Raw genomic sequence first — 14,911 nt, forward strand, 5'->3', positions numbered from 1 at the left:
GCCCCCCCCCCGCCGGGGGGGGGGGGGTTTTTTCCGGGGCGGGCCGCGGCGGGTGGCGCCTTGCCGGTGGGGCCCCCCCCCCCCGGGGGGGGGCCCCCCCCCCACGGGCGCGGGAATCATTCAGCGGGAGGGTACTGCTGGGCGCCGAGCACCCGGGCCAGGTGCGCGGCGTTCCTGGCCAGCGCCGCGGTCGCCGAAGCCACCGCCTTCGGCACCGAGTCGAGGTCCTGATAGTCGGTGCCGCCCATGGCCTGATCGTTCCAGTACGTGCACCCCTGTGCCGGGATGGTGAATCCGATGTCGTTGAGCCCTTGATACAGGTCGGCGACGATCTTGTGCGCGCCGTCCTCGTTGCCGACGACCGCGACCGTGGCCACTTTGCCGACCATGGCGGGACGACCTGCGTCGTCGGTTTCGGACAGTTCGGCGTCCAATCGCTCCAGCATCCGCTGCGCCACCGACGACATGTGCCCGACCCAGGTGGGGGTGGCCACCAGCAGGATGTCGGCCGCCGCGATCCGTTCGCGGATGGACGGCCACTGGTCGCCGGGGCCTTCGTCGGCGGTCACTCCGGGTAGCACGTCGTAGTCCACCAGCCGCAGCACCGTGCCCTGCACGTCGTGTTCGGTCAGCTCGTCGAGGACCTGCCGGGCGATGACATCACTGCTGGATTCGGCGGGGGACTTCTTCAGCGTGCACACCAGGGCGAGCGCGGTCGGTCCGGCCATGAAAGAAACCTCCTACGTTTCGGTTCGATCGCGGGCGACGACGCGGATCGTGCGCAGCCGGGAGTCGGCCGCGTCGGGGACGTTCATGCCCGCGTCGAGCCCGGTGCGCAGGTAGTCGACGACGGCGGCGTCGATGCGCTCGCCGGGTATGACCACCGGAATGCCCGGCGGATAGGGCGTGATCTGTTCGCCGGCGATCCGGCCGACGGCGTCGCGCGCGTCCACTGTCTCCACCGGGCCGAAGAACGCGTCGCGCGGCAGCATCACCGATTCCAGTTGCAGGTCGTCGGGCGAGGGCAACTGGATGCGTGGCGGCCGCGGATCGCTCAGTTGGTCGCGCCACGCGGCGATGCCGTCGACCAGGACATCGATGGTGTCCTTGTCGTCGGCGAGCGACAGCGTGGCGAGCAACCGGCGGTGATCGGTCAATCCCATGTCGATGCGGCGGTGCTCGCGCAGCCAGTCAGCGGCCTGATAACCGCTGGCCCCGGTGCCGGACACGTCCATGAGGACCTGCAACCGGTCGAGGTCGTGGGAGGCTTCGACACCGAGCAGTTCGTCTTCCAGCACCGTGATGCCGGGGATCTCGGCGAGTCGGCGCCTGGCCTGTTCGGCTACGCGCAGCGCGGAACCGAGCAGTTCCTGCCCCCGCTCGACCATCTGCCTGCGCCAGCCGTCGAGCGCGGCGTAGACCAGCACGTTCGGGCTGGTGGTCATCAGCAGGTCGGCGCATTCGCTGAGCCTGATCGTGTCGACCAGATCGCCTTGGACGTGGAAGACCGAGCCCTGCTCGAAACCGGCGCCCATCTTGTGCACGCTGACCACACACAGGTCCGCCCCTGCGTCCATCGCCCAGGTCGGCAGGTCGTCGTGGAACGGCAGATGCGCGCCCCACGCCTCGTCGACGATGAGCGGCTTGCCGCGCTCGTGACAGACCTCGGCGATGCGGGCGATGTCCGCGCAGGTGCCGTAGGGACTCGGGCTCACGATCAACGCGCCCGCGGCGTCGGGGTGTTCCTCCCACGCCTCGGACACCTGCCGCGGCGAGGGCGGGTGGGCGAAATGCTGCTCGGCGTCCCAGCGCGGGGAGATCCAGTGCGGTTGGACACCGGAGAAGATCAGCCCGGCGACCACGGACTTGTGGCTGTCGCGCGCCACCAGCAGGCCGCCCTCGTGGCCGCCCGCCACCGTCATCATGGCAGCCTTCACCGACAGCGAACTGCCGCAGGTGGAGAAGAACGCCGATTCCGCGCGCACCGCGTCGGCCATGAGCGCTTCGGCGCGCGACAGGTAGCCACCGCGCGAGAGCCGGTCGTCGAGTCCGGCGACGGCCAGGACATCGGAGCCGAAGGCGTCGCGGCCGATCACGTCCAGGACTCGTTCGTCGGTTCCGCGTCCTTGCCGATGCCCAGGGGGTGTGAAGCCGTACCGGCCCAGCCGGTGATAGTCGGCAAGGGCTTCCAGCAGGGGAGCTCGTGAATGGTCCACGGCTACCGCCTACCCCGAATCCGCGGCGGCACACATCCGGCGTACCCACCGCGCACCGAGCCCGTGGCCTGCGGTGTTGCCCACGGCAAACCCCGGCGCGGTCGTTTCGGGCACAGGTGTCCGGGTAGGACGGGGACAAGTACCGACCCCGACCGAGGAGCCGCGCGGATGAAAGCAGTGACCTGGCAAGGGCGACACAAAATCGCCGTGGAGACCGTGCCCGATCCTCGGATCGAGGCCCCGACGGACGCGATCATCGAGGTCAGCTCCACCGGCATCTGTGGATCCGACCTACACCTGTACGAGGTGCTCGGCGCCTACATGAGCAACGGCGACGTCCTCGGCCACGAACCCATGGGACGTGTGGTGGAGACCGGTTCGGCCGTCACCGGGCTGGAACGCGGTGACCGCGTGGTCATCCCGTTCCAGATCAGCTGCGGCGCCTGTTACATGTGCCGGACCGGGCTGCCCACCCAGTGCGAGACGACGCAGGTCCGCCGATACGGCTGCGGCGCCGCCCTGTTCGGCTATTCGAAGCTCTACGGGCAGGTGCCCGGCGGCCAAGCCGAGTATCTGCGGGTGCCGCACGCGGACGCCACCCACATCACCGTGCCCGACGGACCGGCCGACGACCGCTTCCTGTACCTGTCGGACGTGCTGCCCACCGCGTGGCAGGCCGTGGAATACGCCGGGGTGCCCGACGGCGGATCGGTGACCGTGCTGGGTCTGGGCCCGATCGGGGACATGGCCTGCCGGGTGGCCGCGCACCGCGGCTATCGCGTCATCGGTGTCGACCGGGTACCCGAGCGGCTGGCGCGGGTGGCCGAGCGCGGCATGGAAGTGATCGACCTCGACGCCGTCGACGAGCCGGTCGGCGACATCATCCGCGGCTGGACCGACGGCCGGGGCACCGACTCGGTGATCGACGCGGTGGGGATGGAAGCCCACGGGTCGCCGATCGCGTCGATGGCCCAGCGCTCGGCGGCGTTCCTGCCCGATTTCGTGGCCCAGAAGGTGATGGACACCGCGGGCGTCGACCGGCTCGCGGCACTGCACTCCGCCATCGACATCGTCCGTCGCGGCGGCACGATCTCGGTGATCGGCGTCTACGGCGGCATGCTCGACCCACTGCCGATGCGGGTGTTGTTCGACAAGCAGATCCAGCTGCGGATGGGCCAGGCGAACGTCAAACGGTGGGTCGACGACATCATGGCGCTGCTGCGCGACGGCGACCCGCTGGGCGTGGACACCTTCGCCACCCACCGCCTCCCACTGACCGATGCGGCGCAGGCCTACGCCACCTTCCAGCAGAAGACCGACGGCGCGGTGAAGATCGTGCTCGACCCGACCGCGAACTGACCGGCGGAGCGGGTCCGCACCGGACCCGGCCGCGGTGCCCGCACCGCGGCCGCGGACGGTTTGCTCTGTGCATGCCTGGGTAGCTGCCGTGTATGAGCTTCTTACTACGCGGAGTCGTCTCACCGTGGTGGCTCGAGGCGCCGACCTCCGTTGCGGCGGAGATGGCCCGTGCGAGCGTGGAGAAGGCCGTCGATGTGGGAATGAAGGCGGCGCAGGCGCCGGTGCAGGCGGTGGCAGCGGGTGCGCGGGCAGGCGTGTCGCTGCTGAATCTGGGCAGTAACGAGGAGTTGCGCGACGAGTTGGCCGCGCTGATCGACCCGCACGCGCTGCGCTCCCGGCGCCGGGTTGCGCTCAACGAGGACCGGGCCACCGTGGAGGTGCGCGGCCTGGACTCCGGCAGGAGCGGAGACATCACCGAGGCGCTGCACCGGACGCTGGACCGCCGCCGCGATGTGCGTTGGTGGCGGGTGAACGCGGTGACCGGCCGCGTCGTGGCCGCTCTCGAGCACGGTGCGGCCGACCTGCCCGCCCTGGTGTCGGCCATCGAATCCGTCGAGACCGATACCGCGGTCGGCGATCTGGACTGGAGTCGCGGCTGCGAGCACCCGGGGGACCGGGAACCGCTGCTGGCGGCCGGGATCCAGGTCGCGGGCGACGTGTGCGCGATCGGGTTGTCCGTTATGAGCGCCGTGCTGCCGTTGCGCGGACCCGCCCGGGTGTTGCGCGCCGCCGCCGCCTTCGTCGACACCCAGCCCCGCCTCCGCAAACGGCTCGAGGATCAGCTCGGCCGTCCACGGACCGACTTGGTGCTGACCACGGCGAACGCGATCGGCAACGCCCTGGGCAACAGTGCGGCGGCGGGCACGGCGAATCTGGTGATCGATGCGGTGCACCGCGGTTTCACGCTGACCGAATCGCTCACCCGCTACGTGCAATGGCAGGGCTGGGAGGCCGAGATCGACCGCCGCCCAGCGGAAGTGTGCGACCCGCTGACCCCGCCCGACCGTGTGGTCGAGATGCCGCAGGGCCCGATCGAACGGGTCGCCGACGAAACGGCCGCGGGTGCGCTGGCGGGCGCGGTCACCTCCGTCCTCGGCGGACGTGGCCTGTTCGGCGCGGCCGACGCGCTGGAACTCGGAGCGCCCAAGGCGGCGCGGGCCAGCCGCGAGGCCTACGGCGCGCTGGTCTCCACGATGCTGGGCCGCGCGGGTGTGCTGACGCTGCACCCGCGGGTGTGGCGGCGGCTGGACCGACTGTCGGCGCTGGTCATCGATGGAGAATCGCTGCTGACCACACGGCGTCTGGTCCTCGAGGCCGAAGCGAGCGACCCGAGATGGTCGGTCGCCGAGGTATGGAGCGCGAGCCAGCGACTGCTGTGGGAGCACGAGACCGGCGAAAGCCGCGACGACGCGCAGCCCGACCACACCGGCCGCTACCTGTCGGCCGGCGGCCACCGCAGACTGGTGCATCCCGCGACCGGAAAACCCGACGACGGTGTGACGCGCCGCCCAGTGTGGCGCGAACTCCACGACAACGGAACATCGGTCGGGCGGGTTCTGGTCGGCCGGGAACTCGACCGGCGGGCATACGCGCTGCTGGGCCGGGCGCGCAGCGCGGGCCTGCGCGTGACGCTCGCCGCGAGCGCCGACGCCGCCGAGTTGCGGTCCATGGCCGACGAATTCGTCTCCCCGTCCACGTCGATGAGCGGGCTGGTGCGCGCTCTGCAGCAGGACGGTCACGTCGTCGCCGTGTTGAGTCCCCGCGCGCACAAGGCGCTGGCCCACGCCGACGTCGCGATCGGTCTGGCCGTGCGGGAAGACAACGCGCTGCAGATGCCGTGGACCGCCGACGCGGTCTGCCGCGACCTCGCACAGGCCGACCGCGTCCTCGCCGCCGTCGCTCCGGCCCGTCAGGTGAGCGAACGCGGTCGCTCACTGGCCCTGTCCGGCGCGGCGCTGGGCGGTCTGCTGCTCGCGGTCGCCCCCGACAGCGTGGGCCGCTCGTCGCCCATGACCGCTGCCCACTACACCGGTCTGCTCACCGGCGCCTACACCGGATGGCGTTCGGCGCGCACCGCCCCACCGGCCACGCTCGCACCGTTGCTGCCCTGGCACGCCCTCGAACCCCAAGAGGTGCTGAGCCGGTTGCCGCGGCCGCTCGCGGTGCCCGAGCGCGCCCGGCCCGGCGCGGTCGCCCGCATCCCCGGCGTGAGCGTCATCGCGGCGGCGGCGTCGTTCGCCGGTCAGTTGCGCCGGGAACTCGCCGATCCGCTCACCCCGATCCTCGGCGTCGGCGCGGTCGCCACCGCGGTACTCGGCGCGCCGTCGGACGCGGTGCTGCTGTCGTCGGTGCTCGGCGTCAACGCGCTGGTCTCCGCCTGGCAGCGCCAGCGCGCGGAGAACGCGCTGTTCCGCCTGTTCGAAGGCGAGCAGCTCAGCGCCCGCGTGATCGACCGCGCCGACCTCGACACCGCCGAACCGTACGAGCACCTGGTGCCCGCCGACGTCCTCGCACTCGGCGACGTGATCGTGCTGCGGGCCGGGGAAGTGGTCCCCGCCGATGCCCGGCTGCTGCGCGCGGACGATCTGGAAGTGGACGAATCCGGCCTCACCGGCGAATCGATCACCGTCGAGAAACAGGTCGCGGCGACCCCGGGCCGGGCGCTGGCCGAGCGCGCCTGCATGGTCTTCGAAGGCAGCACCGTGGTCAACGGCACCGGGCGAGCGATCGTCGTGGCCGTCGGTCACGACACCCAGGCGGGCCGCGCCGCCGCTGGTGCCATCCCGCCGGAAAAGGCTGGTGTGCAGGCGCAATTGCGCCGCCTGACCGACCGAGCCCTGCCGTTGACGCTCAGCGGCGGCGGCATCGTCACCGGACTGGGCATGCTGCGCGGCAGGCCGCTGCGCACCGCTATCGCCGACGGCGTGGCGGTCGCGGTCGCCGCGGTCCCCGAAGGACTGCCGCTGGTGGCCACGGTCGCTCAGCTCGCCGCCGCCCGCAGGCTGTCGCGACACGGCGTGCTGGTGCGCGCCAGCCGCACCGTCGAGGCACTGGGTCGGGTGGACACCCTGTGCTTCGACAAGACCGGCACCCTCACCGAGGGGCGCCTGCGCCTGACCACACTCGCCGATCTCGACGAGCAGTGGCCCCCCGACGCCGACTGCGAGCACGCGCACCGCCTGCTGCGGGCCGCGACCCGCGCCTGTCCCGATCCCGTCGAGGGCCCGATCGTGCACGCCACCGACCGCGCGGTGGTCGAGGCCGCGGCCGAGGCGCTCGGCGACGACCCCCGCCGCTGGGACGCGATCGAGGAGATCCCGTTCGAATCCAACCGCGGCTACGCCGCCACCCTCGGTCACACCTCCCGCAAACTGCGGCTGATCGTGAAGGGCGCTCCCGAAGTGGTGCTCTCGCGCTGCACCGGCGTGCGGATCGACGAGACCGACCATCCCTTCGACGAACGCCTGCGTCAACGCGCCGAACAGGTGGTTCGCGATCTGGCCGAGCAGGGCTTGCGGGTGCTGGTGGTGGCCCGGCGCGACCTGCCGACCGAACCCGACGACGTCGAGGCGGCGGTCGCCGAACTGAGTCTGCTCGGCTTCATCGGTCTCGCCGACGCCCCGCGCCCGCAGACGGTGCCGCTGGTCACCGCGTTGCAGCGCAACGGAATCAGCGTCCGCATGATCACCGGCGACCACCCGGTGACCGCGGCGGCGGTGGCCCGCCAGCTCGGCATCGAGGCGGGGGAGGTGGTGACCGGCGCGGATCTCGATCGTCTGGACGAGACCGCGCGTGCGGAACTGATCGAACAGAGCACGGTTTTCGCTCGCGTCAGCCCGGAACACAAGGTGCGCATCGTGGCGGCGCTGCGCCGCGCGGGACACGTGGTCGGCATGACCGGCGACGGCAGCAACGACGCCGCCGCGATCCGCACCGCCGACGTCGGAATCGGTTTGGCCGCACAGGGTTCGGTCGCCGCCCGCAACGCCGCCGACATGGTGCTCACCCATCCCGACCCCCTGGTGCTGTTGCACGCCCTCGTCGAAGGCCGCGGCATGTGGCAGCGGGTCACCGACGCCGTCGGCGTGCTGGTCGGCGGCAACGCAGGCGAGGTCGCCTTCACGCTGTACGGCACCGCCGTCAGCGGCCAGGCGCCGCTGGGCACCCGGCAGTTCCTGCTGGTGAATATGCTCACCGACATGTTCCCCGCCATGGCGCTGGCGCTGTCGCGGGAACGGGACGCGGTCGATCCCGACGACACCGACGACCCGCAGGCCCAAGCGCAGCGCGCGGCGGAGCGGCTGGCCGAACTGCCGCCCGCGCGCCTGGGCCCCGACCTGCTGCACACGCTCGGGGTGCGCGGCGTCGCCACGGCCACCAGCGCCTCGGTCGCCTGGACCCTCGGCCGGATGACCGGCACGCAGCGCCGCGCCGCCACCATCGGCCTGGTCGCGCTCATCGGCACACAGTTGGGTCAGACGCTGGTCTCCGGTTACCGCAGCCCGTTGGTGTGGCTCACCACGGCCGCCAGCGGTGCGGTGCTCGGCGCGGTGGTGATGACACCGGGACTGTGCGGCTACTTCGGTTGCCGCCCGCTGGATCCGGTCGGCTGGGGGATCGCGACCACCTGCGCGACCACCGCCACCGTCGCCGCGGTGCTGGTTCCGCGGCTGCTGCCCCCACCGGAATCGGAGTAGCGGCGGCGCGCTGATTGGCGTCCGTCCGCCCGGGTACCCGCCGGGCGACGGACCTCGCCACGGGCACACGATCCCCGGTCCGCGCGGCGACCCCGGTCGCTCAGGGCGCGAAAACCTGAGCCCACGAACGCATTCCACAGCGACAGAAACGAGTGTTGCGATGACCGATCAGGATGTCGTCGACCTGCTCACCGCCCAGCACGAGGAGATCCGCACGCTGCTGGCGCGACTGAAGTCGGGTAACGACGGGAAACAGGACTTGTTCACCGAGTTGGTGCGGTTGCTGGCCGTGCACGAGAGCGCCGAGGAGGAGGTCGTGCATCCGGTCGCCGGACGGGCCCGGTTCGGCGCCGACGCCGACATCGTGCAACCGCGGCTGGAGGAGGAGAACGCGGCCAAACGCGCGCTGGCCGACCTCTACGACCTCGGGGTGGACCATCCCGAGTTCGATGCCCGGCTCGCCGAATTCGCCGACGCGGTGGACGAGCACGCCGCGCACGAGGAGGCCGAGGAATTCGCCCTGCTGCGCGCGCAGTTCTCCAGCAGCCAGCTCAAGCGGATGGCCGGGTCGCTGCGGGCCGCCGAGGCCGTGGCGCCCACCCGGCCGCACCCGCACGCGGGGGAGTCCGCGCTCGCCAATCTGGCGGCGGGCCCGCCGCTGGCGCTGTTCGACCGGGCCCGCGACGCGGTGCGCGACTGGCGCCGCCAGCACGACAGCTGAACCACCCACAGCCCCGAAACGCCAGAAGGAGGACCGACATGGGGTTTCCCGAGCAGCAGCAGAAAGTCCCCGGTATCCAGGCCAAGATGACTCCGGTGCCGGATTGCGGTGAGGACAGCTACCGCGGTTCCGGCAAACTGACCGGCAAGGCCGCCGTCGTCACCGGCGCAGACAGCGGCATCGGGCGGGCGGTGGCGATCGCCTACGCGCGTGAAGGCGCGGACGTACTGATCTCCTACCTCGACGAGGACGAGGACGCGAAGGAAGTCGCCGATCTGGTGACGCAGGCCGGACGCAAAGTCGTGCTCGTGCCCGGCGACCTGTCCGAAGCCGCCCACTGCCGCGCCGTCATCGACCGGGCAGTGCGGGAATTCGGCAAGATCGACGTCCTGGTGAGCAACGCGGCGTTCCAGATGACCCACGAGACCCTGGAAGAGATCAGCGACGAGGAGTTCGAGCACACCGTCAAGCTGAACATCAACGCCTACTTCTACCTGGTGAAGGCGGCGCTGCCGCACATGCCGCCGGGGTCGTCGATCATCGGCAGCTCTTCGGTGAATTCCGACATGCCCTCGCCCACCCTGGCTCCGTACGCGGCGACCAAAGCCGCCATCGCGAACTTCTCCGCCAGCCTCGCGCAGCTACTGGGTGAGCGCGGGATCCGGGTCAACAGCGTTGCGCCGGGACCGATCTGGACTCCGTTGATCCCGTCCACCATGCCGGTGGAGAAGGTCACCCACTTCGGGGACGACACCCCGCTGGGCCGCGCCGGTCAACCGGCCGAACTGGCGCCCACCTACGTCATGCTGGCCTCCGACGACGGCAGCTATGTCTCGGGCGCTCGGATCGCCGTCACCGGCGGCAGGCCCATCCTGTGACCCTCGGCGCACGATAGCCCCACGGTCGGCCGATCTCCCGGATCGGCCGACCGCCGGTGGCGGCGGGGTCACAGCATCGTCACCACGAGCCCGACCGCGACGGCGACGAACAGCAGGATCACCAGCGCCCCGATGAGCATCGCCAGCACGCCGGTGACCGGGAAGTGGTGTCGGGTGCTCGGCTCCGGCGCGGACAGACCGGACGTCTGCGGGGTGTCCGGCGGTGTGGCGCCGGGCGACACCCCGCCGCCGGGTTCCAGGTCGGGAGTTTTCGCGGGGTCGGGGTCCATCGCGTTCATAGCCGCTCCCTATTCGCCGTCGTTTCCGGGTGCCTCGGGTGCGTCGGGCCGTTTGCCGGACCTCTTGCGATACAGGATCACCGCGCCGACCAGCACTGCGAGTCCGAGAATCACCAACAGTTCCATGGCAGGGGCCTACCCGGTATCGGCGTGCCCAATCGAGAGGGGCTGCCGGTCACCTGCCGATGATCACGTAGTGACCGGCGGTCTCCTGGAACTCGACGGCGTCGGCGATCACCGCGTCGTCGAGCGCGGGGCTACCGTCCGCGACGACGAGCAGCTTGTCGTCATCGTCGTAGAACCGGTGGATGATCCCCACACAGCGTCCGCGGGCGAAGACCAGAGGTTCGGACGGTCCGAGGAAGTACCCGTCGAGTTCTTGTCCGTCGGGGGCGCGGGTGAGCGGAACGTATCCGTAGTTGACGAGATAGCGGAATCCGCATCGCGGATGGTGGCTGCCGTACGGGCGGTCGATGACCAGATCCACTGTGCGGCCGAGGAATAGACGCGCCAACCGCAGCGATTCGGAGTCCTCGAGTTTCACCGGATCGGTCACCCGCCCCAGGCTACGGCAGATCGATCATGCCGTGGCGCGCGAGCCACGACGGAGCATCACACCGGGCGGCGGCAGGCCGGTCGATCGGGCGCTCCGCTTCGCCCTTCCCGCCCGGCCGCGACACCTGTACGCTATGACCGACCGGTCGGTCATAGCGTGTTCAGTGAAGGAGTAGCAGGTGCGAACCTTGCTTCGATTTGCCGCATCGACGGCCACCGCCGCGGTGTGCCTCCTGGGAGCCGCGCCCGTCGCCGGGGCGCAGGAGCCCGCGAACGTTCCCTACAGCTATCTGGCGGGGTTGGCCGCGCAGCTGGCGGCGCCGGGGGCGCCCCCGCAGGGAGCCGACGATTGGACCTGCCACCCGGGCGCCGCACATCCGAATCCCGTGGTGTTGCTGCACGGCCTGGGCAACGAGACGGTGAGCTGGCAGACCCTGTCGCCGTTGCTGGCGGCCGCCGGTTACTGCGTGTACACCACCACCTACGGCACCGGTGCGTTCGGTCCGGCGCTGGGCGCGGTGGCGCCGGTCCCCGAGAGCGCCCGCCAGATCGGAGCGTTCATCGACCGCGTCCTGGCCGCCACCGGCGCGGCGAAGGTCGATGTCGTAGGGCATTCGATGGGCGGTGCGGTGCCGTTCTACTACTTCCACCACCTCGGCGGCGCCGGAAAGGTCGCACGCCACATCGGGCTGGGCGCTCCCTATCACGGGTCGACGCTCAGCGGCGCCGACACCGCGGCGAAGCCCCTGCGGGATCTGCCGGGCACCGCGGACGCCATCGCCGACTGCGGCCCCTGCCAGATGTCGCCGGACTCGCCGTTTCTGCGGGAGTTGAAAGCGGACGCCCGGCTGGTGCCCGATGTGCGGTTCGTCAGCATCGTCAGCCGCTACGACGAGATCGCCACGCCCTACACCACCGGCATGCTCGACGGGCCGAACGCCCGCAACATCGTGCTGCAGGACGTGTGCGCCACCGACTACTCCGAACACTACGGGCTCACCTCCGATCCGGTCGCGGTGCGCGAAGTGCTCAACGCGCTGGATCCCGAGCACGCCCGGCCGGTGGAATGCCCGGTGGTCGCGCCGATCGTCGGACCGCTCACCTCGGCGGCCGGGTCGTGAGGTCGGCCGAGCCCGGCCGCAAGGCACTGCTGCACGCGGGCCACACCCTGCTGGGGGAGGCGGATCTGGCCAAACTGTCGGTGAACGCGATCGTCGCGCAGGCGAACATGGCCAAAGGCAGCTTCTATCAGCACTGGTCCAGCCGCGGCGACTACATCCGAGCGCTGCACCACGCTTTCCACGAGGATTTGTTCGCCCAGGTGCTGGACACCGTCTCCGGCACGCCGCCGGGTATCGAGCGGCTGACCGCGGGTATGCACGCCTACCTCGACGGCTGCCTGGCCCAGCCGGCGACGAAGGCGCTGCTGATCCAGGCGCGCTCCGAGGCGGGCCTCGGTGAGCAGGTCGCGGCGCGCAATCGGCAAGCCGCGCTGGTCATCACGGACGATCTCGCCGCCGCCGGGTGGGCGGACCCGGAACCGGTCGCGCTGCTGATCGTGGCCGCGATCGCCGATATCGCGCTCGCGGAGCTGACCGCCTCGCGGACCCGCCCGGACCTGCGTGCGGCCTTGGTACGCCTGGCCACCGGACACCGCGGCAATGAGGTAGCCGAACGGTAGCCGAGGCATTGCGTGTGGGCGTGGGCTGGAGGAAGGTGAGTATGTCCGGTGGCGCCACCGGGGCGCCGCCATGAGCAGTCGGGAGGTGGCCCGTGTACGCACGTTCCAGCACAATCGCGGCCCAGCCGTCATCGATGGACGACGGGATCGCATACCTCCGCGATGAAGTGATGTCGAATCTGCCGGAGCTGCAGGGGTGGGTCGGCATGTCGTTGCTGGTGAACCGGTCGACGGGACGTTGCATCGCTACGACCTCGTGGGAATCGCAGGAGGCATTGCATGCCAGCAGAGGACGGGCCCAGCAACTGCGCGACGGCCTGGCCCGCCGACTCGGCGGCGAGGTGGAGCGCGTCGAGGAATGGGACATCGCGGCGATGCACCGCGACCATCCCGCCGGCGACGCCGCCTGCGCCAGGTGCAGTTGGGTGCAGGTCGACCCGGGGCAGGTCGAGCGCCTGATCGACACATTCCGGATGGAAGTGCTGCCGCAGATCGAGACGCTCGACGGATTCTGCAGCGCCAGCCTGTTCGTCGACCGGGACAGCGGTCGAGGGGTGGGCGCGATGGTGTGGGCGACTCGCGAGGCGATGGACGCCACCCGCGAGCACAGCACTCGGATCAGGAGCGCGGCGACTCAGCGGGTCGGCGCCAACGTGCTCGAGGTGGGGGAGTTCGAGCTGGCGTTCGCGCATCTGCGCGTCCCCGAAATGGCCTGACAGCGCCCGAGTTCCGGCCGGAGCACACGCTTCCGGCCGGACATTCGTGTTCCCGCGCGGGCACGGCGACCGGAACGGCCAGGACGCCGCGGGTATCGGCGGCCCTTACCCGAGAGGTAATGGCCGCGACGGCCGGCCGTTCGTAGGATCGGGGCGTGACTACCCCAACGGCAGGTGACCTGCTGCGACATTGGCGCCTGGAACGCAGGCTCAGCCAGCTGGAGCTGGCCGGACGGGCCGACACCTCGGCGCGGCACCTGAGCTTCATCGAAACCGGGCGCGCCACCCCGAGCCGCACCATGATCGTGCACCTGTCGGAGCATCTGGAGATCCCGTTGCGCGAACGCAACCGCGTCCTGCTGGCCGCGGGCTACGCGCCCGCCTACGCGCAGCCCGGTCTGGACACTCCGGCCATGAACGCCGTCCGCGGCGCCATGCGCCAGATCCTCGCGGGCCACGAGCCCTACCCCGCGCTGGCCATCGACCAGAACTGGACGATGATCGACGCCAACAGCGGCGTGGCCGTGCTCATCGCGGACATCGATCCGGCACTGACGAAACCGCCGGTGAACGCGCTGCGGCTGAGCCTGCACCCCGACGGCATGGCCGGCCGCATCCGCAACCTCGCCGAATGGCGTGGCCACATCCTCGCCCGTCTGACGCGCCAAGTAGAGGTCACCGGCGCCAGGGACCTGGCCGACCTGCTCGAGGAGCTGCGGTCCTACCCCGGTGGCGAAGTGGAGCTCACCGTGCCCGAACCCGACCAGGCGGTGGTGCCGCTGCGGATCGAGCACGACGGCAACGAGTTGTCGTTCCTCAGCGTCACGACGGTGTTCGGCACCCCGATGAACGTCACCGTCGCCGAACTGGCCATCGAGTCGTTCTTCCCCGCCGACGAGGACACTATGAAACGGCTCACTGCGGGCGCCCGGTGAGCCGCGCGGCCCAGCTGTCGGCCCTGCTGGACGCGCCCGTGCGCGCCGTCACCGATCTCGGCGCCCGCCACGCGTGGACGCTGCACCGCGCCGAAACAGCCGACGGCAGAACCGTTTTCGTGAAGGCTTCGGCCGAGCCGACATCCGTCTTCGCGGCCGAAGCTGCGGGCCTGTCCTGGCTGCGCGCCACCGCGCCCGACCCGGCCGGGGCCTTGCTGCCGCAGGTCCTGGCCGCCGACGACCGGACACTGGTGCTGCCCTGGCTGGAGGAGACCGGACCCACCCCCGCGGCCGCCGAGCGATTCGGCCGTGAACTGGCCGCGCTGCACGCCGCCCGCGCCGAGTTGTTCGGGGCCCCGTGGGAAGGCTGGATCGCGAGCCTGCCACTGCCCAACACCCCGACCGACGGCCCGTGGTCGCGGTGGTACGCCGAGCAGCGCCTCGCGCCCTACCTCGCTCGGGCGGCGGCGGCGCTCGGCGCCGACGGCACCCGCCTGATCGAACGCGTCATCGATCGCATCGATGAGCTGGCCGGCCCCGCCGAACCACCGACCCGCATCCACGGCGATCTCTGGTCGGGCAACATCGTGTGGACGCGGGAACGGGCGATGCTCGTCGACCCCGCCGCGCACGCGGGCCACCGCGAGACCGATCTGGCCATGCTCGCCCTCTTCGGCGCTCCACACCTGAACCGTATCCGCGCCGCCTACCACGAAACCCACCCGCCGGCCGACGGATGGCGCACCCGCACGCCGCTGCACCAGCTGCATCCGCTGCTGGTGCACGTCGCGCTGTTCGGCGCGGGCTACCGAGCGCGGACCCTCGCCGCGGCCGCCGCCGCGCTAGGGTCCTGA

General features: G+C 71.1%; 14 protein-coding genes. 9 read left to right on the forward strand and 5 right to left on the reverse strand.

The genetic code is table 11. From position 1 onward, the window contains the following. Positions 1 to 116: 116 nt before the first annotated feature. Positions 117 to 728: a flavodoxin family protein gene (locus ACIA5H_RS25685; protein WP_397077809.1), complete on the reverse strand. Its 612-nt coding sequence runs from the start codon at positions 726 to 728 to the stop codon at positions 117 to 119. A gap of 12 nt (positions 729 to 740) precedes the next feature. Beyond that, on the reverse strand, positions 741 to 2,216 hold the full coding sequence (locus tag ACIA5H_RS25690; protein ID WP_397077811.1) for an aminotransferase class I/II-fold pyridoxal phosphate-dependent enzyme: 1,476 nt from the start codon (positions 2,214 to 2,216) through the stop codon (positions 741 to 743). Between the two features lie 168 nt (positions 2,217 to 2,384). On the opposite strand from ACIA5H_RS25690, the gene ACIA5H_RS25695 reads away from it, so the two are divergent. The 4 genes from ACIA5H_RS25695 (at position 2,385) to ACIA5H_RS25710 (ending at position 9,871) form a co-directional block, all read left to right on the forward strand. Next, positions 2,385 to 3,575 (forward strand): alcohol dehydrogenase catalytic domain-containing protein, encoded by a 1,191-nt coding sequence (locus ACIA5H_RS25695; RefSeq protein WP_397077813.1) that lies wholly within the window; start codon positions 2,385 to 2,387, stop codon positions 3,573 to 3,575. Positions 3,576 to 3,667: 92 nt separating this feature from the next. Then, a complete protein-coding gene (locus tag ACIA5H_RS25700; RefSeq protein ID WP_397077815.1) occupies positions 3,668 to 8,272 on the forward strand; it encodes a cation-translocating P-type ATPase in 4,605 nt (1,534 codons plus the stop codon). A gap of 160 nt (positions 8,273 to 8,432) precedes the next feature. Further along, positions 8,433 to 8,993: a hemerythrin domain-containing protein gene (locus tag ACIA5H_RS25705; RefSeq protein ID WP_379252524.1), complete on the forward strand. Its 561-nt coding sequence runs from the start codon at positions 8,433 to 8,435 to the stop codon at positions 8,991 to 8,993. A 38-nt stretch (positions 8,994 to 9,031) separates the two neighbouring features. Next, positions 9,032 to 9,871, forward strand: coding sequence for an SDR family oxidoreductase (locus ACIA5H_RS25710; RefSeq protein ID WP_397077818.1), 840 nt, complete (start codon positions 9,032 to 9,034; stop codon positions 9,869 to 9,871). 68 nt (positions 9,872 to 9,939) lie between these two features. On the opposite strand, the gene ACIA5H_RS25715 is transcribed toward ACIA5H_RS25710, so the two are convergent. Genes ACIA5H_RS25715 through ACIA5H_RS25725 form a run of 3 tightly spaced genes read right to left on the reverse strand, consistent with a single transcriptional unit; the run spans position 9,940 to position 10,726 of the window. Then, positions 9,940 to 10,170, reverse strand: a complete 231-nt coding sequence (locus ACIA5H_RS25715) for a DUF6480 family protein (RefSeq protein ID WP_355078046.1) — start codon at positions 10,168 to 10,170, stop codon at positions 9,940 to 9,942. A gap of 9 nt (positions 10,171 to 10,179) precedes the next feature. Further along, positions 10,180 to 10,296: an LPXTG cell wall anchor domain-containing protein gene (locus ACIA5H_RS25720; protein WP_355078045.1), complete on the reverse strand. Its 117-nt coding sequence runs from the start codon at positions 10,294 to 10,296 to the stop codon at positions 10,180 to 10,182. Between the two features lie 49 nt (positions 10,297 to 10,345). Beyond that, on the reverse strand, positions 10,346 to 10,726 hold the full coding sequence (locus tag ACIA5H_RS25725; protein WP_364434960.1) for an inorganic diphosphatase: 381 nt from the start codon (positions 10,724 to 10,726) through the stop codon (positions 10,346 to 10,348). 178 nt (positions 10,727 to 10,904) lie between these two features. Here ACIA5H_RS25725 and ACIA5H_RS25730 point away from each other — a divergent pair, with 178 nt between their 5' ends. The 5 genes from ACIA5H_RS25730 (at position 10,905) to ACIA5H_RS25750 (ending at position 14,911) form a co-directional block, all read left to right on the forward strand. Then, positions 10,905 to 11,846, forward strand: a complete 942-nt coding sequence (locus ACIA5H_RS25730; RefSeq protein WP_397077821.1) for an esterase/lipase family protein — start codon at positions 10,905 to 10,907, stop codon at positions 11,844 to 11,846. Beyond that, positions 11,843 to 12,406, forward strand: a complete 564-nt coding sequence (locus tag ACIA5H_RS25735) for a TetR/AcrR family transcriptional regulator (protein ID WP_397077823.1) — start codon at positions 11,843 to 11,845, stop codon at positions 12,404 to 12,406. Before ACIA5H_RS25730 ends, ACIA5H_RS25735 begins: the two co-directional genes overlap by 4 nt. A gap of 92 nt (positions 12,407 to 12,498) precedes the next feature. Further along, positions 12,499 to 13,122 (forward strand): hypothetical protein, encoded by a 624-nt coding sequence (locus tag ACIA5H_RS25740; RefSeq protein ID WP_364434969.1) that lies wholly within the window; start codon positions 12,499 to 12,501, stop codon positions 13,120 to 13,122. A gap of 155 nt (positions 13,123 to 13,277) precedes the next feature. Next, positions 13,278 to 14,057: a helix-turn-helix transcriptional regulator gene (locus tag ACIA5H_RS25745; protein WP_355078040.1), complete on the forward strand. Its 780-nt coding sequence runs from the start codon at positions 13,278 to 13,280 to the stop codon at positions 14,055 to 14,057. Continuing rightward, complete coding sequence (locus ACIA5H_RS25750) at positions 14,054 to 14,911, forward strand: fructosamine kinase family protein (RefSeq protein ID WP_379252518.1); 858 nt, start codon at positions 14,054 to 14,056, stop codon at positions 14,909 to 14,911. The genes ACIA5H_RS25745 and ACIA5H_RS25750 overlap by 4 nt, the downstream gene beginning before the upstream one ends.

The sequence above is a fragment of the Nocardia sp. NPDC051900 genome (assembly GCF_044452545.1).
GTDB lineage: Bacteria > Actinomycetota > Actinomycetes > Mycobacteriales > Mycobacteriaceae > Nocardia > Nocardia sichangensis.